Genomic DNA, 24,536 nt, shown 5'->3' with positions numbered 1-24,536 from the left:
GCGGCCTCAACGCCTCACCAGCGCGGGCTCGGGATACTCGAAGGTTTTACCCTCGTAGTTGCGGATGAGCACACGCTGCTCGTCCCGCAGCAGGACGTAGTCCGGGTTCACCGGCACCTTCCCGCCGCCGCCGGGGGCGTCGATGACGAACTGCGGCACCGCGTAGCCGGTGGTGTGGCCGCGGAGCTGCTCGATGATCTCGATGCCATCCGCCACGCTGGTGCGCAGATGCGAGGAACCCTGGATGAGGTCGCACTGGTAAAGGTAATACGGCCGCACGCGGCACATGAGCAGCTTGTGGACGAGCGACTTCATCACCTCCGCGCTGTCATTCACGCCGCGCAGCAGCACGCTTTGATTGCCGAGCGGAACGCCGTGGTTCGCCAGTAGCGCAAGGCCCTCCCGCACCTCGGCGGTCAGCTCGCGGGGATGGTTCGTGTGGATGCTGAGCCAGAGCGGATGATGCTTCTGGAGCATGCGGCAGAGCTCCGGGGTGATGCGCTGCGGCAGGAAAATCGGCACGCGGCTGCCGATGCGCACAAACTCGATGTGCTTGATGGCGCGCAGGCGCGTGAGGATGCCGTCGAGCTTCGCGTCGGAGAAGAGCAGCGGGTCCCCGCCGGAGAGCAGCACGTCCCGGATCTCCGTGTGGCGCTCCAGGTAACGGTACGCGGCCTCAAACTCCGTGTGCAGCTCCTGCTCCCCGGCGCCGGACACCACGCGGCTGCGGGTGCAGTAGCGGCAGTAGCTGGCGCAGCGGTCCGTGACGAGAAAGAGCACGCGGTCCGGGTAGCGATGCACGAGGCCGGGCACGGGCATGTGGCTGTCCTCGCCGCAGGGATCGCTCATTTCATCCGGGTCTTCCCAGGTCTCCTCGATGCGCGGGATGACCTGGCGGCGGATCGGGCATTCCGCGTCCTCGGCGTCCATGAGGTTGAAATAATGCGGCGTCACGGCCATCGCCAGCTTGTTCCCGGAGAGCAGCACCCCGGCGCGCTCCTCCTCCGTGAGCGTCAGATGCTCCTCCAGTTGCCGCAGCGTGGTGATCCGGTTTTTGAGCTGCCAGGCGGCGCTCTTCCAGTCCTCGGGGGAGATGTTCTTGTCAGACCAATAGCCGGGAGCATGGGAGCGGAACTCCTTCTCAGGCAGCGGGAGGGTGTCTTGCATGTGCTGCGGGGTCAATGGGGCGGCGCGCAGGTTAGGCGCGGAGAGATTGGGATGTCAAACGTCCCCTGCGCCCGATTGGGCGCAAACTTCCGGCGTCTCAAAGCAAACCCGGGAAACGTCAGCGCCAGCAAGCGCGGGCGGGAGCGGCGGCCGCGCAGGTTTTCCAAAGCCTGCCCTTCAGAGAACGGCTTTTTTGCGCGGACTTCACGCCTTGAGGCGGGGCGGAGATTGCACGCGGCTGATGTCACGCTAGCCTGCCTTTCATGCTCAATTTGCTTCGAGAAGTGCTGCACTCGCCGGCGCTGGAGATCATCCAGCGCCTGAAGTGCTCCACCGGCATGCCGGTGCGGCAGCTCTGCACGGCGATGAAAATGAGCTACATGGGCGTGAAGCAGCACTGTGTGGAGCTGGAGAAGGCGGGCTTTCTGGACACCTGGCGGAAAGCGAAGGGCGCGGGACGCCCCGAGAAGTGGTACCGACTCACGCCGAAGGCGGACGGGCTCTTCGCCAGCCCTGACCTGGTCCTGACCTTGGACCTGCTGACGACCGCGGAGCGCGTTTATGGGGAAAGCGCGCCGCCCAAGCTGCTTTACTCTTATTTCCAGGCGAAAACCGAGCTGCTGGCGCCCAAGATCGCCAAGGCGGCCACGCTGGAGGAGCGGGCGCGGCTGCTGGCGAAATTCCGCACGGCGGACGGCTGCCTGAGCGCTTGCGAGACTGACGCGCAGGGACGGCTGGCGCTGGTGGAGCACCACCGCCCGCTGCGCGTGCTGGCGGCGCGGTATGACATCGTGGACGAGCTGGAGTGCGAGATGATCGAGCGCCTGATAGGCTGCGAGGTGCGGCGTTCGCTGGAAGAAGTGTCCGGGCTGGTGCGTGTTACTTTTCAAATCAAGACAACCGCGCACAAAGAATGACATCAGGGGACGCAGGCAGGCCCAATGGATGGGTGAGGACGGCAAGCATGGCGGCATGCGCGGGCATGCTGACGGCATGCGCGGCCAGTTTCGGCCCGCTCAAGCCGGCCTGGCAGCAGGATCCCAATCTTTACCATCACGGGGTGCCTGCGCGCCCGTCCCAGACCTCGCAAACGCCGCATCTGGTGGCCCGCGTGGTGTATGCCACTCCTGAGCACCTCGCCCGTCTCATTGAACGGCAGGGCGATGTGCCTGACACGCAGCGCGGATTCGCCCGCATGGGCGACGGCACCGTGGAGCTGGGCGTGCAGGACGCGGCGACGGGCCGCTGGGTCGAATCCCACCTCTGCGGCGGCATTTTGTTTGTGTCCGGCCTCCCGAACCAGGCCTACCGCCTCGTCTTGAAGAACCGCAGTCCGATGCCGCTGGAGCTTGGAGTAGGCGTTGACGGTCAAAACCTGCAAAACGGCGCGGTGGCGTCTTTGAAACGCGGCGGACTGCGCCTGGAGCCGCGCGGCACGCTCACGCTGGATCATGACGCGCATGGACCGCTGCTTTTCAAGGCAGTGCGCGGCGACGGGGCGTTGTTTGACACCAGCCCGCAAGGATGCACCGGGCTGATCCAGATCGCGGTCTTCCTGGCGGCGGACGCGCCGAGCACAGGACCGGAAAAGCTGCGCGGCAGCCAGGTGGCGCCGCTCGGACTCCTGCCCGTGGGCGCGCCGGAGCAGTATCGCTGACACGACGCGGCCCGGCAGGCTTGCCGCTTGTGAGATTCGCTGGCGCGGGCTATTTTTGCCGCGTTCATGCTCCGCTTTCTGCGACGTCTTCTGCTGTTCACCGTCACCAGTTCCATGCTGGCTGCGGGCATTTATGTGAACACAGAGACTTTTCGCGCGCAGTGGCACGGCTTTGTCACCGGGGAGCTTGCGCTGCACGGGGTGCAGTTGGATTTCGAGCACCTCACGATCAACCCTTTCGGCGGGCTGGTGGCGCGTGGCGTGAGGGTGTTCAACGACGCGGAAAAGAAGCACCTCATCGTCGCGGTGGACCGGCTGAACCTGGAGGTGGACTTTGGACAACTGATCGAGGGCCGCGTTGAGATCGAGGCTCTGGAGCTTCTGCACGCCAGCCTGGCCCTGCCGGTGGATCCCGAACGGCCCGATCTCACCGTGGTCGAGCTGAAGGATCTCAGCGCACGCGCTTTTCTCGAAGGACGTAAGCTCGACATCCGTCACGCCGAGGGCCTGCTTTCCGGCGGTCTGCACATCTCCATCAGCGGTGAGCTCGAGCTGCCGGAGCCCAGGCAGCAACAGCAGCCCAGTCCCAGCGCCCGCGAACGTCTCAGCATGATGCGCGAGCACCGCGCGCAAATTCAGCACGGCCTGGACTGGCTGGCGCGCTTCCAGGCACCGCGCACGCCCAGCCTGCGGGTGAAGGTCTCCGGCGCGCTGGACCGGCCGCAGGAGCTCAAGGCGGAGCTGGTCTTCCTGGCGGATGGCTTGAAGTTCGAGGACTATCACTGGAAGGAACTCGTCGCCGAGGCGGAGTACGACGGCGGTTTCATCGACCTGCGCCGCCTGCACCTGCGGGATCATCTCGGCACGCTCGACGCCACCGCTACCTGGCGCATGGGCGCGGACAAAATGCGCTTCCGGCTCACCTCCAGCGCGGATCTGCCCGCACTGGCGCGGGCGTTCTTCAGCAACGACCAGTTGCGTGAGGTCGTGTTCTACGAAGCTCCGCATCTCTCGCTCGAAGGCAGCCTTTACCTCGGCGCGAACAAAACCGAGGGACTCGTGCCCGCCGAGGTCACCGGCAGGCTCGACTGCGGACGCTTTGGCAGCCGTGGCGAGATTTTCAACGCGCTCAGCCTCAATCTCGGCGCCACGCCGGAGGGGCTCTTCGTGCGCGACATGCAGTTGCGGCACAAGACCGGATCGCTCGCCCTCAACGTCATGCATCATCGCGATCAGGGCTTCAAATACGACCTCCTGCTGCGCATGGACCCGAACGTGTTCCTGCCCTTCATCCCGCTGCCCAAGACACGCGAGGTCATCCAGCGCTTCGGCTTCGATGAAAACTCCCACATCGACGTGCGCATGTCCTGCGCCGGGGCGAAGCCCAACCTGCGCGAGTGCCCCAGCTCCGGCCACGGCATCCTGCGCAACTTCCGCTACAAAGGCGTGCACTTCGAGTCCGTGGAGATGGATCTCGCGCTGCTGGGAGACATCCAGAACTACTCCAACATCCAGGCGCGCCGCCCGGACGGCCCGCTCAGGGCGGACTTCGTCTTCGTCAATGACGCCGACGACGCCAAATGGCTGCGCCTCGTCAATGTCCAGGTGGAGGCCGACGCGGCAGGCGTCATGAGCGCCTTCGCGCCCAAGGCGGCGGACCAGATCGCCCGCTACCGTTTCTCCGCAGGCACCGAGGTCACGGTGAACGGCACCGTCGGCTACAAGGCCAATCCGCAGTTCAATGACTACAAGGTCGCCTTCACCAATCCCGTCGGCGGCGCGCATTACGTCTTGTGGGACGAGGACTATCCGATCAACGCGCCCTATGGCGAGGTTCACATCCTCAGCGACATTTTGAACTTCAACATCAAAGGCAGGCTCTTCGGCGACACCCTGAGCGTCAATGGCTCCGTGAACATCGCGCCCGACGTGAAAAATTACGACGTGGTCGTGCGCGCAGGCCGCTTCCCCTACGGCATCTTCGGCAAAAAGCTGCCCTTTGGGGATGTGAAGGCCGACGTTCGCAACCGGGACGGCGCCGTCCGCTTCGACATCGCCGCGGACGTCCTCGGCGGCTCCATGACCCTGAAGGGAAACTTGAATGAAAACCGCGAGCCCAATCCCTACGACGGAGAGCTCGACATGAAGGCCATCAGCTACAAGCGCTTCGCCCAGGTCTATTCGCCCGGCAACGAAAGCGAGGGCGACATCAGCGGCCATTTCAAATTCACCGGCCGCATGAACGACTGGCGCGCCCTCAAAGGCGGCGGAGCCCTGCTCATCGTCAACGGCAACCTGCTCGCCCTGCCCGTGCTCGGTCCGCTCACGCCCGTCATCGGCGCCCTGCTGCCCTCGCCGATCAAGGGCTACAACGTCGCCAAGAAAGCGGACTGCACCTTCGAAGTCTCGGATGGCTTCATCGTCTCCAAAAACATCGAGGTCGAGTCCAGCGCCTACCGCGTCTTCTGCCGCGGCAACATCGACTTCATCCGCGACGACATCGACTTCACCGCCGAGGCGCGCATGCGCGGCCTCGGCATCCTGCTCTTCCCCGTGACCCAGTTGCTCGCCTACAAAGGCTCCGGCACCGTCGGCGACGCGAAATGGTCCCCGCGCATCTTCGGCGGCGGCAACAAGGACGAGCGCAAGCCTCCCACCGAGATGGAATTGCGCGAGGCACAAAAAATCGGCGGCAACCCCGCCAGGGCCGCCGAGGAAAAACCCGCCGCGCCGAAGCGGAAGTCGCTGTTCGGCAATTAGGACATTACGCCCACATCTTCCGGTCCAGCGTGCGGTAGCCGACGGCCTCCAGCACATCATCGGCGGAGATTTTTTCGCGTCCGCCGAGATCGGCGAGTGTGCGGGCGACTTTGAGGATGCGGTCGTGAGCGCGGGCGCTGAAGTTCATCTCGCCCATCGCATGCTCGAGGCAGCCGGCGGCCTCGGAGTCGAGCTCGCAGTGCTTTTTGATGAGGCGCGGCGTCATGGCGCTGTTGGTGTGGACGCCGGCGTGGGCGGCGAAACGCTCCTGCTGGATGTGGCGGGCGGTTTCGACACGCTGTCTCACATTTTGCGAGGATTCGCCGCCGTCATGTGAGGCCAGCGCCTTGTAATCGACCAGCGGCACCTCGACATGCAGGTCGATGCGATCGAGAAGCGGACCGCTGATGCGCTGCCGATATCTCTGAATGACCGGCGGGCCGCAGCGGCACTCGCGTTTGAGATCACCGTAATAACCGCAGGGGCAGGGATTCATGGCGGCGACGAGCATGAACTGCGCGGGAAAGGTCACGCTGCCGGCGGCGCGGGAAATGGTGACTTTGCCGTCCTCCAGCGGCTGGCGCAGCACTTCGAGCGTGCTGCGGCGGAATTCGGGCAGTTCATCGAGAAAGAGAACGCCGTTGTGGGCCAGCGAGACTTCTCCCGGCCCTGGATTGGTGCCGCCGCCGAGCAGCCCGGCATCGCTGATGGTGTGATGCGGGGCGCGGAACGGCCGTGTGGCGACGAAGGCGCAGCTTTCCGAGAGCAGGCCGCCCGCGCTGTGAATTTTCGTCGTTTCGACCGCCTCCTCCTCGCTCATGCCGGGCATGATGGTGGCGATGCGCTTGGCGATCATCGACTTGCCCGTGCCCGGCGGCCCGATCATCAAAATGTTGTGATTTCCGGCCACGGCGACCTCGATGGCGCGTTTCGCATCCCCCTGCCCTTTCACATCGCAGAAGTCGATGTCGTAGTGCGAGGCGGAGGCGAAGAACTCAGTGGCCCTGCATGGTTCCGGGACGATTTCGAGGTCGCTTTTCAGGAAATCGACGGCCTCGCGCAGGTTGGCGACGCCGATGATGTCGATGCCGGCGACGACGCTGGCCTCCAGGGCGGCGCGTTTCGGCACGAGCAGGCGTTTGCGGCCCCTGGCGCGCGCTTCGAGAGCGACGGCGAGCAGTCCGCGCACCGGACGCAGTTCTCCATTGAGCGCGAGTTCGCCGATCATCGCCGTCTCAGCGAGCATCGGGATGGGAATGCGGGCGCGATGCGCGATCAGGGAGATGGCGATGGGCAGATCGAAACCGGGGCCTTCTTTCTTGAGGTCGGCAGGAGCGAGGTTCACCGTGGTGACGCCATCGTTCATGAGGAAGCCGCTGCTTTGGATGGCGGCGGTGACGCGCTCGCGGCTTTCCTTCACCGAGGCGTCCGGCAGACCGACGATGAGCATCTTCGGATTGCCGCCACCGTCGTGGGACTCGACCTCGATTTCGACGGCATTGACGCCGACGAGCGTGGCTGAGTAGGTGCGGGCGATCATGACGCGACCTTGTTTGGGGTGCCGGGCTTATCTGCGCTTCTTCTTCCTTCCGGTCATGATGCCGCGGGCTTTGTCCTCCTCGTCGAGGACGGTGGTGTACTTGTAGTTGAAGCCTTCGAGCTTCTTGCGCGGGATCTTCTGGCTGATGAGGCGCTCGATGGAGGCCACGTTCATGATTTCATCCGCGGCGAAGAGGGTGAAGGCGTCGCCCTCCTTCTGCGCACGGCCGGTGCGGCCGATGCGGTGGACGTAGTCCTCGCTGTGCTCCGGGACCATGTAATTGATGACGTGGGTGACGCCGCTGACATCCAGGCCGCGGGCAGCGAGGTCGGTGGCGACGATGATCTCAAACTCGCCGCTGCGGAAGCCTTGGAGAGCCTTTTCGCGATCCTTTTGACCGATGTCGCTGTGCATGACGGCAACTTTGTATTCACCCGTCTGCTGGATGGCGGCGAAGAGCTTGTCCGCCTGCACCTTGGTGCGGGTGAAGATCATCATGCTGTCAAAATGCGTCTGCTTGAGGATGGCGAGCAGCAACTCCTCACGCTGATCACTCGCCACGGGATACATGTAGTGGCTGACGGTCTCCGCAGCGGAGAAGCGGATGCCGACTTCCACGCTTTCGGGGTCTTTGAGGGCGAAATCGGCGAGGCTCTTGATCTGCGGCGGCATGGTGGCCGAGAAGAACAACGTCTGGCGCGATGACGGCGTTTTTTCGACGATGCGGCGCACATCGGGGAGGAATCCCATGTCGAGCATGCGGTCCACCTCGTCGAGGATGAGTACTTCGACATCGCGCAGGTCGGCGATGCCTTCCTGCATGAAATCAAGCAGACGCCCCGGTGTGGCGACGACGACGTCCACGCCCTGCTGCAATCCTTTGCGCTGCTTTTCATAGCCCACACCGCCGTGGACGAGCAGAACGCGCAGGCCGGTGTGCTTGCCGTATTTTTCAAACTGCTCGACGACCTGCGCCGCAAGCTCACGCACGGGCTCAAGGACGAGGACGCGGAATTTTCCGGGCGCGCCGAGACGGGTGATGGTGGGCAGGGCGAAGGCGGCGGTCTTGCCGGTGCCGGTTTGCGAGGCACCGACAACGTCTTTGCCGGTCAGGATGATGGGGATGGACTTCTGCTGGATCTCCGTGGGCTTTTCGTAGCCCGTCTCACGCACTGCGGCGAGCACAGCGGGGGAAAGGCCCAGCACCTCCCAGTTCGGCGGATACGGGCCTTCAGGAACAGGCGGCGGAGGCGGCGGGGGAACGGCGGCGTGATTTTCGCGGACAGGCTTCGGCTTGTCCTCGCGCGGTCCGCGGTCACGGCGGTCGCCGCGATCACGTCCGCCGCGCGGTGGGCGGTCTCCACGCTCCGGGCGTTCGCGCCGGGGGCGGTCATCGCGTTTTTCGGGGCGTTCGCCACGCGGCTTGTGGTCGGCACGCGGCTCATGAGGGCGTTTGTGAGCGTGAATCGTGGCCGGGTGCTCGTGAGCGTCCTTGGCGTGCGGCCTGGCCTCGCTTTTTTTGCCTTTGCCGAGGCGCAGGACCTTTTTCAGGCCGGACTTCAGGCGGCTGAGGATGGAAGGTTTTTTCGGGGCGTGGTCGGTGCGGCGGGGCGTGGTCACAAGCGTGTCGGGAAGAGTAAGGCCGGGTTTATCGGCCAGTTTGCCAGACAATGCAAACCCGCAGACGGAGGCGGGGGCCTCACAGTCTCATGGCGTAATGCACCTGGCGGCCGACCTCCTCGAAGCCGCAGCTCGGGTAAAGATGCTGGCCGATGGCGTTCGAGGCCATGGTCTCGATCTGCGCCAGCTTCAGCCCCTCATCCCGCATGAAATCCAGCGCGTGCTGGATGAGCCGGCGTCCGAGACCCAGCCCGCGGGCGCTTTCCACCACGGCCATGTTCGGGATGCGCCCGCGCAGGTTCGTGCGGTCGATGCGCATCGTGATGTAGCCAAGGATTTCATCGCCGCGCTCGGCCACGAAGCAGCCCTCCGGGCACGCGGCCACGTCGTCGTCGATGTGATCGGCCTTGCGCGCCTTCCAGTCACGCCCGCCCCAGATTCCGAATTTATGCTCCAGGATCTGCTCCAGGGCCACGCTGCCGAAGGATTCCACGGTGATGCGCCGGAGATGCGGGAGGTCTGTGTCCCGGTAGGCGCGGATGATGAGGGGGGATTCGTCCATGGAGAGATTGAAGGCAGGCGGCTTATGAATGGAGGGCGGGCAGCCGGGGCTGGCAAGACATCAAATCGTCAGGCTGGCACAGGTCTTGCGAAAAAGGCGTGAGTTGGCGGCGTTGAATGACCGTCATAATTCATCGTTGCGAATATCTTAGTTTGTATCACTCTTGTAACGCATGCTGCTAATTGACCGGACTCCCGAACTTTTCCGATCAACGGCGCGCCTCACCCGGGCGGCTGTTTGCCTGCTGTTGGCCGGATTTCTCAGCCAGTGCACCACAAAACTGCCCAAAGGCGACGTGGTGGTCAGCGTGAAGGATCAGAAGCTGGGCATCTACAGCCCGGATGGCAAGCTCGCGAAGCAGTTCGTCATCTCCACCTCGAAATTCGGCCTTGGCGACCAGCGCGGCAGCAACCGCACGCCCCTCGGCAAACACGAGATCGTGGCCAAGATCGGCAAAGGTCTTCCTCCCGGCGCTGTGCTGAAGAGCCGCCGCTGGAATGGTGAAGTCCTCAAGCCGAACGCGCCGGGCCGCGATCCCATCGTCTCGCGCATTCTCTGGCTGAAAGGCATGGAGCGCACCAACAAGAACGCCTTCAACCGCTTCATCTACATCCACGGCACGCCTGAGGAAAACCGGCTCGGCACGCCTGCCAGCTACGGCTGCGTGCGCATGGGCATGAAGGATGTCGTCGATCTCTTCAACAGTGTGGACATTGGCGCCAAGGTGGTGATCACCAAGGACCACCTGCCTTCAGGAGCATCGGAAAAACCGGCTGAATCCGCCGCGGATGACGGCTCGCCCTCCCTGGACGCCCCGGCCAGCGCCCAGCCCATAGAGATCGCGAAAATCGTGCCGACTGATGGTGAACGGAAACGTGCCGCGGAAAACGAGGCGAAGGCACGCTCGAAAGCCGGACCTGCGACGATTCTTTACAAGGCTCCGACGGCTGACACCAAGTCCGACTCCAAAGTCGTCGGACAGTCTCCGGTCAAAACAAAGTCCAAGGCCTGAGAATCCTGCGGATCTCTCACTCCCGCACGACCTCAAACGCCGGCAATGCTGCCAGCAACGAAGGATTGGTCTCCTGCTTCATGCGCCGCATGACTTCAAACGTGCGCGGATCAATCACCACCCGCTGCGTTTGCGTGCCACTGGAGATCACCTCCCCCTCCACCCAGCGCGGCTCGTCGCGAAATGCCGCCTGCGAGGGAAAATAAACCGCCGTGCGCCCTACATTCTCGTCGATCAGTCCTGACTCGGCCGTCCCCGTGAGATGACTCACACCGACGACCACGCCCAACTCCACCGCACGCGCCGAGGCACAGCGATCCACGCGCTCGACACCGAGCATCGTCTCTGTTGCGCTCGGCACCAGCACCACGTCCACGCCCGCGCCACGCAGCCGGGCGCTGATCTCCGGAATCTCGATGTCCAGACAGATCACCACCGCAAAACGCAGGCCGGCAAACTCCCACAGCCGCAGCTCGCTTCCCGGCGCGAAATCACTCTCCCAAGGCGTTAGATGCAGCTTGTCCTGATGCAGCACACGATCTCCGAGAAGGATCGGCGCGCGATTCAGCAGCACGCCGCGCTCCGCGTCCCAAAACGGCACTGTGCCCAGCACCACGGCTTTCCCCGGTCGATTGAGCAAGGATTTGAGCGTCAGGAACAACTCATTCCAGAACACCTCGGCCACCCGGCGCGGTGATCGCGGCTCCACCAGCGGCTCCAAGCCCATCCACGTGAACTCCGGCAGCAAAACGACATCCGCTCCCTCGTCCCACGACGCCTCCACGCACTCCGCCACCGCCGCCGCGTAGGCGAAAGGTGATTTGGCGGCGATGCCGGGGTCAAAGGTGCGCAGATCGATCGAGAGCATGACAACAAGCCATTCTCCGCCTCACTTCCCGCATCCGCAACCACCGCCGCAGCCGGGCTTCTTCCGGCGTTTCGCAGCACGTACGGTGAACAGCACGAGGGTGATCAAAACAACCGCGATGGCGGCGATGGACTGCCAGTTTTCGTTCATGAGGTTGAGAGGAAGGTTCTAAACCGCTGATATGACGCTAATGAAACGCTGATGGCTCATGATTAGCGTCGAATAAGCGTCTCATCAGCGGTTAAGTTCATTTCAATACCCCATCGCGGTGCCGATTTGGAAGACGAGCAGGCTCAGAATATACGCAGTGCCGGTCATGTAGCCGAGCTGGAGGAGCGCCCACTTCCAGGAGCCGGTCTCGCGTTTCACGATGGCGATGGTGCTGACGCACTGCATGGCGAAGACGTAGAAGATGAGCAGGCTGATGCAGACGAGCGGGGAATAGACGGGCTTTCCATCGGGGCGGCGCTCGGAGATGAGCTTGTCGCGCAACGGGTCGAGGTTTTCGTCGTCGTCGCTTTCGACGGCATAGACGACGCTCATGGTGGAATTGAAGACCTCGCGGGCGGCGAAGCTGCCGATAAGGCCGATGCCGATTTTCCAATCGTAGCCGAGCGGTTTGATGGCGGGCTCGATGAGATGTCCGGCCTGACCGGCGAAGCTATTGGCCAGCTGGAGGGATTTGTCCTCGGTGTCGGTCTTCGGGTAAGTCGAAGCGGCCCAGATGAGGATGGAGATGCCGAGGATGATGGTGCCGGCACGCACAAGGAAGGCCTTGGCCCGCTGGCCGACGAGCAGGAGGATGGATTTGAGCGCGGGCCGCTTATACGGAGGCATTTCGAGGATCATGGGGCTGGCCTCGCCCTTCATGACGGTCTTGCTGAAGATCCACGCGAACACAAACGCGCCGCCGGTGCCGAGCGCATAAAGCGAGAGCATGATGAGCGACTGCGTCCACGCGCCGACTTCCTTCGTGGGGAAGAGCACGGCGATGAGCAGTGAATAAACGGGCAATCGTGCCGAGCACGACGCGAGCGGGGCGATGAGGATGGTGACGAGGCGGTCCTTCGGGTTGTCGATGGTGCGGGCGGCCATGACGCCGGGCACGGCGCAGGCGTAGGAGCTCAGGAAGGGCAGGAACGATTTCCCATTGAGCCCCACCTTGCTCATCAACCAGTCCATGATGAAGGCGAGCCGCGACATGTAACCGGTGTCCTCGAGGATGCCGATGAAGAAGAAAAGGATCAAAATCTGCGGCAGGAAGATGACGACACCACTCACACCGGGCACGACGCCATTGACAATGAGATCGCGAAGGTCGCCAGGGCCCATGAGCGTCTCCACCCAGGTGCCGAGATCGCCAAAGATGCCCTCGATCCAGCCCATCGGCCCTTCGGCGACGCGGAAGATGAGGTAGAAGAGGATGCCGAGCACGAGCAGCAGGTTCGCAAAGCCGAGCACGGGATGCAGGAAGATGCGGTCGAGCTTGTCGGTGATCGTTTCCTTCTCCTGATCGGGGCGTTTCAGCACCTCGGCGCAGAGTTTTTCGATGCTGCGGTAGCGTTCGGCTACGAGGTCGTCCTCCCAGCCGGGGAAGGCGGCATCAATGCTCTGCCGCAGCTCATGAATGCGGGCCATCTGCGCATCGGCGAGGCCGTAGTGCGTGGGATCATGGCCGGAGAGAAGGTAGAGCGGCTCCAGCAGCGAGGCCTTGGCATGAATGGCCCCTGTTTCGCCCAGCGGCCCGCGACTGCTTTCCAAGGCCGCACGCACGCCAGCAGGAATGACCGCGCTTTGCCACGTCGTGGCGGGCACGTCATCGCGACTGAGCGCGAGTTTCAGCTCGATAAGCCCTTTGCCAGTGAGGGCCTGCGTTTGCACGACGGGGATGCCGAGGAGGCTGCTGAGCTTGGCGGCGTCGATACGCCATTCGCGCTGCTCGGCCACGTCGGCCATGTTCAGCACCAAAATCGTCGACAGGCCGAGTTCGAGCACCTGGGAGACGAGGTAGAGGTTTCGCTCGATGTTGGCGGAATCGACCACGCAGACCACGCGGTCCGGCCGCGGCGTCTCGGGGCGTCGGCCGAGCAAAACGTCCCGCAAAACGGCCTCGTCGGGCGAGCGGGCATTCAGGCTGTAAGCGCCCGGCAGGTCGATCAGGCGCAGTTTTTTGCCATGCTGGCTGTAGCACTCGCCGATCTTCTTTTCGACGGTGACGCCGGGGTAGTTCGCGACCTTCTGCTTGAGGCCGGTGAGCAGGTTGAAGAGCGTGGTTTTGCCCGAGTTCGGGTTCCCCACGATGGCGATGAGCGGCGTCTCGACGGCGGCGGTGCTCATGCGGGGGAGATGGCGATGAAGGCCGCCTCGTGGTTGCGCATGGAAAGCTGGGAGCCGCGCACGCTGATCTCGATCGGCTCGCCCAGCGGGGCACGGCGCGTCACACGGATGCGGGTGCCGGGAACGATGCCCATTTCCCGCAAACGGGTGAGGCAGGAGCGCCCGGTGGGCATGGCCTGCACGATGGCATCGGTGCCGATGGGGAGTTCAGCGAGGGTGGAAGGCATGGAAGTAAAAACGCGGCTGCAATTGAGACTCTGTCGCAAACTTTGACCTGAGGTTAACGAAAAGCCCCCATCTGGCAAATGCGGACTTGCAGCGGTTTTTGCGCTGCCCCCAAGCCTGCCCTGGCCTGCCGCAGTGGTTGCGCCCGTCCCGAAAGCCGCTAGTCTCCGCGCCCCTTCGAATTTTTATGTGGAAAGGCCGATTTGCCCAGGAAACCAGCGCGCTTGTGCAGCGCTACGGAGAATCCGTGTCGTTTGACTGGCGGCTCTACGCCCATGACATCGCTGGTTCGATCGCTCATTCCAAAGGACTGCTCAAAGCGGGCATTTTGACGACCGAGGAGCAGCAGCAGATCGAAAAAGGGCTGCTGGAAATCCGCCACGAGATCGAGAAAGGCCAGTTTGAGTTCAAGGAGTCGCTGGAGGACGTCCACATGAACATCGAGGCCGAGCTGACGAAGCGCATCGGCCCGGCGGGCGCGAAACTGCATACGGCGCGCAGCCGGAACGACCAGGTGGCCACGGATGTGCGGCTCTACTGCCGGGCGGAGATCAACCGCATCCTCGACCTCATCGCCCCCTTGCAGGCCGCGCTCGTCGAGTGCGCCGAACGCGGCGTGGATGCGGTGATGCCGGGCTACACGCATCTGCAACGCGGCCAGCCCGTCCTCTTCGCGCACCACCTCCTGGCTTACGTGGAGATGCTGATGCGCGATTTCGACCGGCTGGTTGATTGCCGCGAACGGCTCAACTTCATGCCGCTGGGCTCGGGAGCGCTGGCGGGCAGCACGATCATCATCGACCGCGAATTCGTGGCGGAGCAGCTTGGCTTCACCGGCGTGACGCAGAACTCGATGGACGCGGTCAGCGATCGCGACTTCATCGCCGAACTGCTGTTCGCGATCTCGCTCATCGGCGTGCATCTCTCGCGTTTGAGCGAGGATGTCATCCTGTGGGCCAGCGCGGAGTTTGGCTTCGTGACGCTGAGCGACGCGCACACGACGGGCTCGTCGTTGATGCCGCAGAAAAAGAATCCTGACGTGGCCGAGCTCACCCGCGGCAAGTCGGCGCGACTGATCGGCAACCTGATGAGCATCCTCACGCTGCTCAAGGGCCTGCCGATGACCTACAACCGCGATTTGCAGGAGGACAAGGAGCCGCTGTTCGACTCCATCGACACGATCTCGATCGCGCTGGAAGTTTTCACCGAGATGATCAGCGGCATGGACGTGAACCGAGCCAAAACCACCGCGGCCGCGAGCGATCCGATGCTGCTGGCGACCGACCTGGCCGATTACCTCGTCAATCACGGCGTGCCGTTCCGTCAGGCGCATGAAGTCATCGGCAAACTGGTGGCTTACTCGATCCAGGAGAGAAAAGCCTTCGGTGAGATGACCTTGGCCGAGTTTCAGAAGTTCTCCCCGGCTTTCGAGGCGGATGTGACGGCCTGTTTGAACCTCGAAACGGCCCTGCAGGCGCGGAAAGGCATCGGCGCGCCCTCCCCGGCGAATGTCAAAGAGCGGCTCGCTCACTGGCGCGAAATGCTGACCCCCGAGTAACTGGCATGCAGATCCCGGATTTCGAACTCTACAGTCCCGGAGCCGAGCCTGGCTGGCGGAAAGCACGCGGTGAAATAGCGTTTGAGAATCCGCACGTGAGCGTGGAACGCGCGTGGTTTGACACCCCAGGCGGCCGCAAGGAAGTGCCATGGATGGTGGTGCAACGAAAGGCCGCCGTGGCGGTGGCTCCGATGCTGGAGGACGGCCGCTTCGTGATGGTGCATCAAGAACGCCTGCCGGTGATGCAGACGATGTGGGAGTTCCCCGCCGGGCAGATCGACACCGAAGTGACGCGAGAATCGATCATCCACACCGCGCTGAACGAGCTGCGCGAGGAGTGCGGCTGCGCCTTGAACAACGACCACGGCGTGCTGGAGCCGCTGGGCTGGTATTTTCCCTCGCAAGGTTTCACCGACGAGATCGTTTACCTGTTCACGGCGAAGCCCGTGTGCGTCGTCAGCCGTCCTGAACCGGATGGAAGCGAGCACATCAGCGACGTGCGGTTTGTCAGCGCGGGAGAACTGCGTGGGATGATTGCTGCCAATGCGATCACCAACGCCCTGACGCTGGCTCTCTACGCGCGGATCGCGGCCCAAGGACTGCCGTAGTCCTTCGCACCCGCAACTCACTCACCTTCCCTCCCCCATGTGGTCCGGCATCCTTCAAAAAGTCTTCAAAGTCCGCGAAAAAGTCGCGCTGAACCTCAGCGGCAACACGGACGAGGAAAAACCCTTCCTCGAGCATCTTGAGGATCTGCGCACGATGATCGTGCGCATCGTGGTCACGCTGCTCATCTCGACCATCGGAACCTTTGTTTTTTACAAGGAGCTTTTCCGCGCGATCCAACTGCCGTTGATCTTTGCCGGGCTGGCGAAAGATGAGGCCGGAGCCACCCAGTTGCTGCAAAACATCGACGTCGCCGGCCCGTTCATGATGGCGATCAATGTCTCGCTCATCACGGCGGTGATCATCGCCTTCCCGTTGCTTCTCGTCTTCCTGCTGCAGTTCATCCTGCCGGGATTGAAGCCGAATGAGAAAAAACTGCTCTTCCCCGCCATCGGCATCGGCACGGGCTTGTTCCTCGCCGGCGCCAGTTTCGCCTACGCGGTGGTGCTGCCGAAGGCGCTGGCCTTCTTTGACGAGTTCGCGAAAACCGTCGGCTCGCGGCAGGACTGGACACTCTCCAATTATGTCACCTTCTCCACGCGCTTCATTCTCGTCTTCGGCATCTCCTTCGAGCTGCCGGTGATCGTGATGGCGATGGTGAAGCTCGATTTCCTGAACTTTAAAATCATGAAGTCCACCTGGCGTCATGCACTGGTGGGCATCACGCTCTTCGCGGCCATCATCACGCCAACGCCGGATGTTTTGACCCTGCTGCTCATGTCCGGACCGCTCTATGTGCTCTACGCCATCTGCGTGTGGCTGGCCTACTTCATGGAGAAGAAGGACCGCGCCGCCTATCCTGAGTACTACGCACAGCTCGAAAAAGACGAGAAGGAGCTAGAGCAGGCGAACAACGACGACTGGGACAATGAAAACTACAATCCATGGTCCTCCGCCGATGACGACGAGGACAAGGATGAGTATCAGGCCCCGGCCGCCACGCCTTCCGCGCCGCCTCCGGAAGTCGAAAAGCCTGAGGAGGAAAATCTGGGCGAGGACCAGGGATCGCGCATGCCGGACGATGACGAATCCGCCAGCCAGCAGTCTACGCAGGAGAAAACGCTCGAAGAACTCGCCCGCGAGGATGAGAAACGCTCGAATGACCCGCCTGCGTGATGGGGGGGCGAGTTATGAGTTATGGGTTAGGAGTTATGGGGCATGAGGTGCCTGGACTCTTAACTCTTAACTCTTAACTCTTAACTCCTAACTCCTCACACCGTCTCATTTCGCCTCCCCACCCTCAGCAGCACCCTCGCAACTGAGGACGACGGCGCAGGGCGCATCCGCCTGGATGTCGAGCTTGCGCACGAGCAGGCGGGACAAGTAGGCTTTTCCCCAATCCGACTCTCGATCAATAAAGCGGCCCAGGGGCGAGTCACGCTCAACACAGGCAACGAAGTGCGGTTCGCTTCCGGCGGCCACCTGAACGTCGAAGGTGAGGTATTTCGACCTCAGCTCCGCTGGAATGTCGAGGCCGTGACTTGGACGCAAACCCACATGAAACCACGCCGCCTCCTCTGAGGCGCTTTTTTGCAAAAACTGCTGCAACCGGGCCTCGTGGGTTTCAAAAAACAGAGGCCAGTGAATTCGACGCTTACCGTCCGCCCCGGTTTCGAGGCGGATCAGCGCCCCGGTGGCACACTTAGATGTGACGAGCTTGAACAACGGCACTGGTTGCGCTCCGGGCAACGTCAACGGAAAACCTGGAATGCGTGCCAGCAGCCGCAGCTCGATTTTTTCAACCGCCTTCGCACCAAGAAGCCCTTCGATCTCAGCCGCATGCCTCGCCGCGTCATGCACGCATGCGGCGCGGCGCTCCGGCGTGTCAGCCGCGAAGAGTTCCGTCACCAGCGTCTTCACATCGGCGGCGATGGCCGCCGTGTCCGGCGGCGGCGCCTTGACGGTGATGGACTTGGCTACCGGCGGGATAATCGCCGCGGGTTGAGGAGCGACAACCGGCGACTCCGGCGCGGATTTTGTTGTGAAGGCAGGCGTGTTGGCGTGATCCCACCAAATCCAGAGCGAGACGCCGCAGACCGAGACAAAAACCATTATAAAAAAGGCCTGCTTCCACGGGGAGGTGCGCAGGTGCGGCGGTGTGCTGAATTCCTGCGCAGGGGCCGGAGGTGGAGCTCCGGTGGGCATCAGCGCTTGCGAAGGCTGCAAGGTGGCACGGGCGATGGATGCCACCGGGGCCGTGTCTAGGGTGGGTTGAAAGCCCGTCATGCCCCGCGACTGCTGAGCGGGGAATTCCGGCGGCGCCGTCGCCACGACGTGCGAAGATGGCGGGCTCTGCGCGACCTGCCTTCGACCCGGCGCGACTCCGGCGACCTGCGCCTGCGTGCCGAAGTGCGCTCGCGGCCCGCTGTGCGCGCAGTGCGGGCACTGGGCCACGCCCGCCATGCTCTGCTGCATGGAGAGAAAAGCCTGCCCGCAGGCCGGACAGAGCAAACTCGCAGTGGTGGTGATCATGAAGGGTAAAGTTAACGCAGTTGTCACAAACAGCGAACTGGTTGTGCAAAGATAGCCGTGCGGTAGATTCCGCGCTCCGCATGAGCCGCCACAACGATGATTTGAAGCCCGTCCCCCGCCATATCGCCATGATCATGGACGGCAACGGGCGGTGGGCGAAGGCACGCGGCCTGCCGCGCACCGAGGGGCACCGCATGGGCGCGGAAACCGTGCGCCGTGTCGTGGAGTGCTGCGGGGAGATCGGCGTCGAGTTCCTGACGCTCTACGCCTTTTCATCCGAGAACTGGAAACGCCCGAAGCGCGAGGTCGAGGCGCTGATGAAATTGCTCGAACTCTTTCTGCGTGGCGAGCTCCCGCTCATGATGAAACAGAATGTGCGCCTCCAGGCCATCGGCCGCCTGAATGACTTGCCGCAAAGCTGCCAGAACGAACTGCACCGCTGCATCGAGTCCACCGCGCAGAACACCGGGCTCACACTCATCCTGGCCCTCAGCTACGGGGGGCGTGAGGAGATCATCGACGGCGTCAAAAGCCTTCTGCAAAGCGTGAAACGCGGTCATCTCGACGAGGCGATGATCGACTCCGAGGTCTTCTCCAAGCACCTATACACCCGCTATTACCCCGATCCCGACCTCATGATCCGCACCAGCGGCGAGATGAGGCTTTCCAATTTCCTGCTTTGGCAGCTCAGCTACACGGAGTTTTACATCACCGAAAAATTCTGGCCTGATTTCTCCAAAGACGACCTCAAAGACGCCATCCGCGCTTTCCACCAGCGCCACCGCCGCTTCGGCGCCGTATGAAGGTGGTGTTGACCTCGGCTCGAAACTCTGTCATAAGCCAAATCTTGACCCAACCGCTCATGCCTGACACCACGGAAACCCACCTTATTGTCGTGGATCCCGATGCTGATTTCCTCGAATGGGCAGCGGCGCATTTGAAGGCGCAGGGGGTCACGATTAGCACCTTTGAACGCGCCGAGGAGGCGTTGGCGGCATATCAGAAAAAACGCGCCGACCTGGTGCTATCCGAAGTTCGCCTGAACAACACCACCGGCATCGAGCTGCTCAAACGCCTGCGTCAGACCGACCCTCAGGCCATGGTCATCCTTTCCAGCAGCACGGCCACCACCAGTCATGTCATCGAGGCCATGCGCCTGGGTGCCTACGACGTGCTGGGAAAAGAGCGGCTGCCCTACGAGTTGCGCAGCGTGGTCGAGAGTGCCCTCAACAGCATCGAAGCCCGGGCCGCCACACGCGCGCAGGCCGCCGAAGTGCCCCCCGAAAGCATCCAGGAAACCATCATCGGCCGCTCCCCGGCGATGCAGGAGGTCTTCAAACTCATCGGCCGCGTTTCTCGATCTGACGCGCCTGTCATGATCACCGGAGAGAGCGGCTGCGGCAAGGAACTCGTCGCCGGTGCCATCCACAAGTTCAGCCCGCGTGCGCAAAAGGAGTTTGCCGCCATCAACATCACCGCCATCCCGGACAATCTGATCGAAAGCGAAATTTTCGGCCATGAGAAGGGTTCCTTCACCGGCGCGGTGAACCAGCGTGTCGGTCGCTTTGAGCAGTGCGACGGCGGCACTCTCTTCCTAGATGAAATCGGCGACATGCCGCTCGCCGTGCAGAGCAAGCTGCTCCGAGTGCTTCAGGAAGGCCAGTATTCCCGAGTCGGCAGCAATCAAACGCTGAAAACTGACGTGCGCGTGCTGGCCGCCACCAATAAAAACCTCGAAGAAGAAGTCTCCAAGGGCACCTTCCGCGAGGATTTGTTCTACCGCCTCAATGTCGTGCGCATCCACATCCCGCCGCTCCGTGAGCGCCGCGAGGACGTACGCCTGCTCGCCGAGTTTTTCCTCCATCGTCTCTCCACCCGCCGCCGCGGCCCGCAGATGCGCTTTACCGACGACGCACTCGACATGCTCGACGCTTACGACTGGCCCGGCAATGTGCGCGAGCTGGAAAACACCATTCAGCGCGCCTGCGCCCTGTGCAATTCCGACGTTCTTCTGCCCTCCGACATTCCGCTCGGCAGCAAAGGCTCGCGCCACCACTCCCCCACCAGCACCGTCACGCGCATGCGTGACGCGCTTAGTATGCTCATCAGCATCGCCGAAACATCTCCTGACATCGAACTGCTGCCTTGGGTCGAGCGCGAGCTTTCCCGCCTGGCCTACCGTCATTTTGCGGAGGACCCAGAGCGCACGACCAGATTCCTCGGCGTGGACAATGCACTCCTGCAAAGCCACCTGAGCGCTCCTGCGGTCAAAAAAGCCCCGCTTGAATCCCCGGCAGCACCTGCGGTGAAGAAAACCCGCAAGGCGAGTTGAGAAGCCTCCGCGGCCTACTCACGTCCGCTAGATTGCATTTCCCTCCCACGTTAAACCGTTTCCTCTATGTTCAAACAACTCACACTCACCGCTCTCGCGGCTCTCTCCATCGCCGCATTCGCAGCCGAAAATGACGGCTGGACCTCCATGTTCAACGGCAAAGACCTCTCGGGCTGGAAATCCAACGAGGAAACTCCGGGCAGCTTCAGTGTCGAGGACGGCGTCATCAAGGTCAGCAACGGTCGCGCCCACCTGTTTTACACCGGCCCGAATGGTGACGCGAAGTTCCAGAGCTTCGAGTTCAAGGCCAAGGTCAAGCACATGGAAGGCTCCAACTCCGGCCTCTACATCCACACTGCCTGGCAGGACACCGGCTGGCCTGAAAAGGGCTACGAGTGCCAAGTAAACAGCACCGCGCACAAAGACCCCAAGAAGACCGGCGGACTCTACGCGGTGAAAGACGTGCTCGACAAAGCCCCCGTGGGCGATGGCGAGTGGTTCGACTACCACATCAAGGTCGAAGGCAAGCACATCACCATTTCCATCAATGGACAGGTCACCACCGACTGGACCGAACCCGAAGGCTGGGACCCTGCCACCGCACTGAAAAACATGCCCGGTCGTAAGCTCACCGAAGGCACCATCGCCATTCAGGGCCACGACCCGAAAAGTGTCGTCTATTACAAGGATTTGTTCATCAAGACGATCCCTTGACCTGCCTCTGACCTCGACTTCTGGCGTTCGCAGCGGTGTTCAGGAGTCAAAGCCACACGCTGCGGTTCCAAGAGTGCGTGCTCATCGGCACCGTGCCGGCCATCTAAGGCGCGGACTCCCAGGCCAAGCCTCTTTCCGCGCCTCGCCCCCCCTCAAATCCGAGGCTGCCAACCATCGCCCCCTGCCCCCCACTTCTGGTGCGCTAGCATTCGCCATGGTCGGGACGCAGCCGGGCGCTGACGCTGCCTTTTGGACGCATGCGTCCTTCACGGGCCTGTCGTTCATCGCGCCTGAGCGCTTACCTTGCCTGGTGCATCGGTCCTTTTGGCATGTTTAGAGTTGGGTGACCACGAAAGGGCAGTTCGCCGCCAAAGGCGCTTGTCACGGCGTGTTTGGACTCTTCAGCATGGGCCTGCCAACCCTCCTCCCCCTGCTCCGGCGCACCACGATTTCCGGTTTCTGCAACTATGTCGAGTGCCCGCACTGCCACGGCTGGTTTTCTGCTCCGGCGCACCACGATTTCCGGTTTCTGCAACCCCATCGGCCGGATCGACGCTCCAAGCGGCACGGTCTTCGTCGGAAATCTTTGTGCAGGCCGCTGAAGCGGTCGATGATTTCCGCACCGCGCTGCGTGTGACCGGCGGCCTGTTCATTCCCCCTGCCTCTGATGCCAACATGCTGCCTTCGAAGCCCGAGCAGACCCATGGCACAGTGAATACGGTGGATTGATGCGACTCAAGCATAGCTTTTTGCCCGACTCATTCTGCCTTGGCAGGACGAACTTGAACATGGGTTAGCCCTTTATTTCTATTCATTTTACACAGCCTGCTGTGTTAAGGGGCTCGTCATGGCGAAAGCCATTCACAGTACCGGGCGTGCTCCCGTCGGCCGGTTCTGAGCTAAAAAAACTCAGAATAACCAGCAAAAAGTCAACTCTACCCACCCAGACCAGCCCTCATGTCCACGAAGTCAACCTCCAACAGCCCGCGATTTTTCGGGGCCCAATTCCTCCGATCATTGTCCTTACCACGCAGTCTGCTGACGACCGCCATGACCGGGATGACGATGATCAGCCTGTGCGTCCCCGCCAGTGCTATCATCACCTCCCCCTTCAGCGCAGACTCCACCAATGCCTCGATCGGCACCATGTCCCTGGTAGGGACTAGTCTTAATCCCGGCAATGTCGCCAATCTGGCAGCTGGCGTCAATGTTTTCAATACCCTGGCCCTGCGTGCCGATTTCACGGTGATTGGTAACTATACCTTTGAGTAGCTATCGGGTATTGACCCGCTTGACACTGTGGGGATCCTATACAGCACCTTTGACTCGGCCAATCCGCAGTCCGGTTATATTACTGGGAATGACGATGCTGGCACCTTTGATCCAAGCGGACTTAAACCTATGTTCGACTTCACTATCGATGCGCCTGGCACGCGCGACATCGTGATATCGACTTTTGGAGCAGGTACAACCTTGGGGCTGCCGCAGGGTTTCGAATTTAGAGGCCCGGGTTTGGTGAATATCTCTGCCATTACCCCATACTCCGGCCCGCCGCCAGAAGAGCTCTCCGCCGTGCAAACCGGCCTGCCGATGGCCAACGTGATGGGCCAGATGCTCATCAGCGGCAACCAGACCGCCACCAGCGACGTGAACAACCACATCTTCGGCCTCATGGCAGGTGATGGTGAAGAAGCCGCCAACAGCAGCCTCTCCGCCTCCCTGGATGATGGTGTCGTCATCGGCCAGGGAGATGGTCCCGAAGACCCCATCGCCCGCAAGGTGCTGCGCTCCCGCCAGTGGGAAGTTTACACCACCGTGAACTACGGCTACGTCGATCTCAACGCTCTCAGCGGCCAGGCCGGTGTGAAGGTTGAGTCCTGGGCTCCAGGCATCGGCATCGAGCGTCATCTTTCCCGCGGCCTCGCCGTCGGCTTCGCCGTGTCCTTCCTGCAAAGCTGGCAGGACTACTCCGGCGGCCTCGGCAGCCTCGATCTCGAAGGCCCTGCCCTTTCCACCTACCTGACCTTCGTGCGTAAGAACTACTGGAGCAGCCTGCTTTACAGCTTCGGCAGCTACGAGCTAGACTCCACCCGCAATCCCGGCTTCGGCTTCCCACAGGCCTTCGGCAGCACCCACAGCTACACCAACTCCGTGCAATACAACACGGGCTGGAACTTCCGCTTCCAGAACAACACGCTGCTCACCGGTCCCTTCGCCGGCATCGACTACCTGCACGGCACGGTGGACGCCTACAGCGAGACCGGTGGTGGTGCCGCCGCGCTGCGCTACGCCGAGCAGAGCTACGAATCTCTCGTCACCCGCGTCGGCTGGTCGGCCTCCAAGAAGATCAAGACCGACTTCGCCTCCATCACCCCGCAGGTGCGCTTGAGCTATGAGCGTCAAAACCTGGAGAACAACGGCACCAGCGTGGGTCTCATCAATGCGCCGTTCACCGCCGCCGGTGGCAATCAATCCCCCGGTCAGGACTACCTGGCGGCCGGAGCAGGCGTGAACTTCGCCTTCAACGACCAGCTCAGCGTGCTGCTGAGCTACCAGGGCCAGTTCTTCCGCAGCGACATGAGCGCCCACCTCGGCGCCCTGCGACTGAGCTACAAGTTCTAAATATTTTGGGGTTAGGTTAGTGTGTGGTTAATCAACGGAAGCGGCATATCAGGTTGCCGCTTCTTTTTTTGCCCGCAAGGCATCCAGTTCAGGTGCTCTCACGCCACCGGCGCATGGAATTTGTGCTGCACCGAGAAGCCTTCCACGGCGCATTCACCGGTGAGTTCAACTTTTGGTTCCGCCCCCAAAAAATCGATGGGGTCTGTGAAGCTGTGGCAACCACCAGGCACCGTGTAGGCTATGCCTTGGTCATGAAAAGAAAGCAGAAGGAGTGCCCCGCAAAAACACCATTTAAAATTCTAGGGCGTGTTTTAAAATTGTACAGATAGAGCAACTGGTGTAGCGAGAAGAATGGAATTACATCCAAGCTATCAGTTGGCGGTGCCCAAGCTGGCCCGTGTTATAAGAGCCATAGATTCCTAAA

Annotated in this window: 22 protein-coding genes; 13 read left to right on the top strand and 9 right to left on the bottom strand. The window is 62.2% G+C overall.

Features of this window, described 5'->3' with window-relative positions:
* Window positions 1–6: 6 nt before the first annotated feature.
* The gene (locus tag ACILSE_RS21255; protein ID WP_395719451.1) at window positions 7–1,167 is read right to left on the bottom strand and encodes a KamA family radical SAM protein; all 1,161 of its coding nucleotides are present in this window, start codon (window positions 1,165–1,167) and stop codon (window positions 7–9) included.
* A 263-nt stretch (window positions 1,168–1,430) separates the two neighbouring features.
* Here ACILSE_RS21255 and ACILSE_RS21250 point away from each other — a divergent pair, with 263 nt between their 5' ends.
* The 3 genes from ACILSE_RS21250 to ACILSE_RS21240 all read left to right on the top strand — a co-directional run bounded on the left by ACILSE_RS21250 (window position 1,431) and on the right by ACILSE_RS21240 (window position 5,584).
* On the top strand, window positions 1,431–2,084 hold the full coding sequence (locus tag ACILSE_RS21250; RefSeq protein ID WP_395719450.1) for a helix-turn-helix transcriptional regulator: 654 nt from the start codon (window positions 1,431–1,433) through the stop codon (window positions 2,082–2,084).
* Between the two features lie 65 nt (window positions 2,085–2,149).
* A complete protein-coding gene (locus ACILSE_RS21245) occupies window positions 2,150–2,824 on the top strand; it encodes a hypothetical protein (RefSeq protein WP_395719449.1) in 675 nt (224 codons plus the stop codon).
* A 66-nt stretch (window positions 2,825–2,890) separates the two neighbouring features.
* A complete protein-coding gene (locus ACILSE_RS21240) occupies window positions 2,891–5,584 on the top strand; it encodes a hypothetical protein (RefSeq protein ID WP_395719448.1) in 2,694 nt (897 codons plus the stop codon).
* 4 nt (window positions 5,585–5,588) lie between these two features.
* Here the strand turns inward: ACILSE_RS21240 and ACILSE_RS21235 are convergent, their stop codons facing one another.
* The 3 genes from ACILSE_RS21235 to ACILSE_RS21225 form a co-directional block, all read right to left on the bottom strand.
* Window positions 5,589–7,124, bottom strand: a complete 1,536-nt coding sequence (locus ACILSE_RS21235; RefSeq protein WP_395719447.1) for a YifB family Mg chelatase-like AAA ATPase — start codon at window positions 7,122–7,124, stop codon at window positions 5,589–5,591.
* Window positions 7,125–7,151: 27 nt separating this feature from the next.
* The gene (locus ACILSE_RS21230; protein WP_395719446.1) at window positions 7,152–8,744 is read right to left on the bottom strand and encodes a DEAD/DEAH box helicase; all 1,593 of its coding nucleotides are present in this window, start codon (window positions 8,742–8,744) and stop codon (window positions 7,152–7,154) included.
* Between the two features lie 79 nt (window positions 8,745–8,823).
* A complete protein-coding gene (locus tag ACILSE_RS21225; RefSeq protein ID WP_395719445.1) occupies window positions 8,824–9,306 on the bottom strand; it encodes a GNAT family N-acetyltransferase in 483 nt (160 codons plus the stop codon).
* Between the two features lie 172 nt (window positions 9,307–9,478).
* Between ACILSE_RS21225 and ACILSE_RS21220 the strand changes: the two genes are divergently transcribed.
* On the top strand, window positions 9,479–10,318 hold the full coding sequence (locus ACILSE_RS21220; RefSeq protein WP_395719444.1) for a L,D-transpeptidase family protein: 840 nt from the start codon (window positions 9,479–9,481) through the stop codon (window positions 10,316–10,318).
* Window positions 10,319–10,334: 16 nt separating this feature from the next.
* Here ACILSE_RS21220 and ACILSE_RS21215 read toward each other — a convergent pair whose 3' ends face one another.
* From ACILSE_RS21215 to ACILSE_RS21200, 4 genes are all read right to left on the bottom strand, one after another.
* A complete protein-coding gene (locus ACILSE_RS21215) occupies window positions 10,335–11,186 on the bottom strand; it encodes a nitrilase-related carbon-nitrogen hydrolase (protein ID WP_395719443.1) in 852 nt (283 codons plus the stop codon).
* 21 nt (window positions 11,187–11,207) lie between these two features.
* Window positions 11,208–11,336, bottom strand: coding sequence for a FeoB-associated Cys-rich membrane protein (locus ACILSE_RS21210; RefSeq protein WP_395719442.1), 129 nt, complete (start codon window positions 11,334–11,336; stop codon window positions 11,208–11,210).
* 102 nt (window positions 11,337–11,438) lie between these two features.
* Window positions 11,439–13,523: a ferrous iron transport protein B gene (gene feoB, locus ACILSE_RS21205; protein ID WP_395719441.1), complete on the bottom strand. Its 2,085-nt coding sequence runs from the start codon at window positions 13,521–13,523 to the stop codon at window positions 11,439–11,441.
* Window positions 13,520–13,750 (bottom strand): ferrous iron transport protein A, encoded by a 231-nt coding sequence (locus ACILSE_RS21200; RefSeq protein ID WP_395719440.1) that lies wholly within the window; start codon window positions 13,748–13,750, stop codon window positions 13,520–13,522. Before ACILSE_RS21200 ends, feoB begins: the two co-directional genes overlap by 4 nt.
* A 185-nt stretch (window positions 13,751–13,935) precedes the next feature.
* Between ACILSE_RS21200 and argH the strand changes: the two genes are divergently transcribed.
* From argH to tatC, 3 genes are read left to right on the top strand one after another with little or no spacing between them, the layout of a single operon-like run.
* On the top strand, window positions 13,936–15,306 hold the full coding sequence (gene argH, locus ACILSE_RS21195) for an argininosuccinate lyase (protein WP_395719439.1): 1,371 nt from the start codon (window positions 13,936–13,938) through the stop codon (window positions 15,304–15,306).
* Between the two features lie 5 nt (window positions 15,307–15,311).
* Window positions 15,312–15,914 carry an NUDIX hydrolase gene (locus ACILSE_RS21190; RefSeq protein WP_395719438.1) on the top strand — a complete coding sequence of 201 codons (603 nt, stop codon included), beginning with the start codon at window positions 15,312–15,314 and terminating at the stop codon, window positions 15,912–15,914.
* Window positions 15,915–15,951: 37 nt separating this feature from the next.
* Window positions 15,952–17,088 (top strand): twin-arginine translocase subunit TatC, encoded by a 1,137-nt coding sequence (gene tatC, locus ACILSE_RS21185; protein ID WP_395719437.1) that lies wholly within the window; start codon window positions 15,952–15,954, stop codon window positions 17,086–17,088.
* Between the two features lie 105 nt (window positions 17,089–17,193).
* Here tatC and ACILSE_RS21180 read toward each other — a convergent pair whose 3' ends face one another.
* Window positions 17,194–18,444: a hypothetical protein gene (locus ACILSE_RS21180; protein WP_395719436.1), complete on the bottom strand. Its 1,251-nt coding sequence runs from the start codon at window positions 18,442–18,444 to the stop codon at window positions 17,194–17,196.
* 80 nt (window positions 18,445–18,524) lie between these two features.
* Between ACILSE_RS21180 and ACILSE_RS21175 the strand changes: the two genes are divergently transcribed.
* From ACILSE_RS21175 to ACILSE_RS21150, 6 genes are all read left to right on the top strand, one after another.
* Entirely contained in the window at window positions 18,525–19,247 is a 723-nt protein-coding gene (locus ACILSE_RS21175) for an isoprenyl transferase (RefSeq protein ID WP_395719435.1), read from the top strand.
* 59 nt (window positions 19,248–19,306) lie between these two features.
* The gene (locus ACILSE_RS21170; protein WP_395719434.1) at window positions 19,307–20,776 is read left to right on the top strand and encodes a sigma-54-dependent transcriptional regulator; all 1,470 of its coding nucleotides are present in this window, start codon (window positions 19,307–19,309) and stop codon (window positions 20,774–20,776) included.
* Between the two features lie 66 nt (window positions 20,777–20,842).
* The gene (locus ACILSE_RS21165; protein WP_395719433.1) at window positions 20,843–21,490 is read left to right on the top strand and encodes a DUF1080 domain-containing protein; all 648 of its coding nucleotides are present in this window, start codon (window positions 20,843–20,845) and stop codon (window positions 21,488–21,490) included.
* A gap of 474 nt (window positions 21,491–21,964) precedes the next feature.
* Complete coding sequence (locus tag ACILSE_RS21160; RefSeq protein WP_395719432.1) at window positions 21,965–22,219, top strand: hypothetical protein; 255 nt, start codon at window positions 21,965–21,967, stop codon at window positions 22,217–22,219.
* Between the two features lie 228 nt (window positions 22,220–22,447).
* Complete coding sequence (locus ACILSE_RS21155; protein ID WP_395719431.1) at window positions 22,448–22,762, top strand: hypothetical protein; 315 nt, start codon at window positions 22,448–22,450, stop codon at window positions 22,760–22,762.
* A 300-nt stretch (window positions 22,763–23,062) separates the two neighbouring features.
* Window positions 23,063–24,112, top strand: coding sequence for an autotransporter outer membrane beta-barrel domain-containing protein (locus ACILSE_RS21150; protein ID WP_395719430.1), 1,050 nt, complete (start codon window positions 23,063–23,065; stop codon window positions 24,110–24,112).
* The last annotated feature ends 424 nt before the right edge of the window (window positions 24,113–24,536 follow it).

The organism is Prosthecobacter sp. (assembly GCF_044236155.1).
GTDB lineage: Bacteria > Verrucomicrobiota > Verrucomicrobiia > Verrucomicrobiales > Verrucomicrobiaceae > Prosthecobacter.
This window is presented reverse-complemented; position numbering and strand designations above follow the sequence as displayed.

Bases quoted from the DNA above. Each gene is read 5' to 3' on its own strand.
- ACILSE_RS21255 (WP_395719451.1), bottom strand. From the start codon at position 1,167: ATGCAAGACACCCTCCCGCTGCCTGAGAAGGAGTTCCGCTCCCATGCT.
- ACILSE_RS21250 (WP_395719450.1), top strand. From the start codon at position 1,431: ATGCTCAATTTGCTTCGAGAAGTGCTGCACTCGCCGGCGCTGGAGATC.
- ACILSE_RS21245 (WP_395719449.1), top strand. From the start codon at position 2,150: ATGCTGACGGCATGCGCGGCCAGTTTCGGCCCGCTCAAGCCGGCCTGG.
- ACILSE_RS21240 (WP_395719448.1), top strand. From the start codon at position 2,891: ATGCTCCGCTTTCTGCGACGTCTTCTGCTGTTCACCGTCACCAGTTCC.
- ACILSE_RS21235 (WP_395719447.1), bottom strand. From the start codon at position 7,124: ATGATCGCCCGCACCTACTCAGCCACGCTCGTCGGCGTCAATGCCGTC.
- ACILSE_RS21225 (WP_395719445.1), bottom strand. From the start codon at position 9,306: ATGGACGAATCCCCCCTCATCATCCGCGCCTACCGGGACACAGACCTC.
- ACILSE_RS21220 (WP_395719444.1), top strand. From the start codon at position 9,479: ATGCTGCTAATTGACCGGACTCCCGAACTTTTCCGATCAACGGCGCGC.
- ACILSE_RS21215 (WP_395719443.1), bottom strand. From the start codon at position 11,186: ATGCTCTCGATCGATCTGCGCACCTTTGACCCCGGCATCGCCGCCAAA.
- ACILSE_RS21210 (WP_395719442.1), bottom strand. From the start codon at position 11,336: ATGAACGAAAACTGGCAGTCCATCGCCGCCATCGCGGTTGTTTTGATC.
- feoB (WP_395719441.1), bottom strand. From the start codon at position 13,523: ATGAGCACCGCCGCCGTCGAGACGCCGCTCATCGCCATCGTGGGGAAC.
- ACILSE_RS21200 (WP_395719440.1), bottom strand. From the start codon at position 13,750: ATGCCTTCCACCCTCGCTGAACTCCCCATCGGCACCGATGCCATCGTG.
- argH (WP_395719439.1), top strand. From the start codon at position 13,936: ATGTGGAAAGGCCGATTTGCCCAGGAAACCAGCGCGCTTGTGCAGCGC.
- ACILSE_RS21190 (WP_395719438.1), top strand. From the start codon at position 15,312: ATGCAGATCCCGGATTTCGAACTCTACAGTCCCGGAGCCGAGCCTGGC.
- tatC (WP_395719437.1), top strand. From the start codon at position 15,952: ATGTGGTCCGGCATCCTTCAAAAAGTCTTCAAAGTCCGCGAAAAAGTC.
- ACILSE_RS21180 (WP_395719436.1), bottom strand. From the start codon at position 18,444: ATGATCACCACCACTGCGAGTTTGCTCTGTCCGGCCTGCGGGCAGGCT.
- ACILSE_RS21175 (WP_395719435.1), top strand. From the start codon at position 18,525: ATGAGCCGCCACAACGATGATTTGAAGCCCGTCCCCCGCCATATCGCC.
- ACILSE_RS21170 (WP_395719434.1), top strand. From the start codon at position 19,307: ATGCCTGACACCACGGAAACCCACCTTATTGTCGTGGATCCCGATGCT.
- ACILSE_RS21165 (WP_395719433.1), top strand. From the start codon at position 20,843: ATGTTCAAACAACTCACACTCACCGCTCTCGCGGCTCTCTCCATCGCC.
- ACILSE_RS21155 (WP_395719431.1), top strand. From the start codon at position 22,448: ATGTCCACGAAGTCAACCTCCAACAGCCCGCGATTTTTCGGGGCCCAA.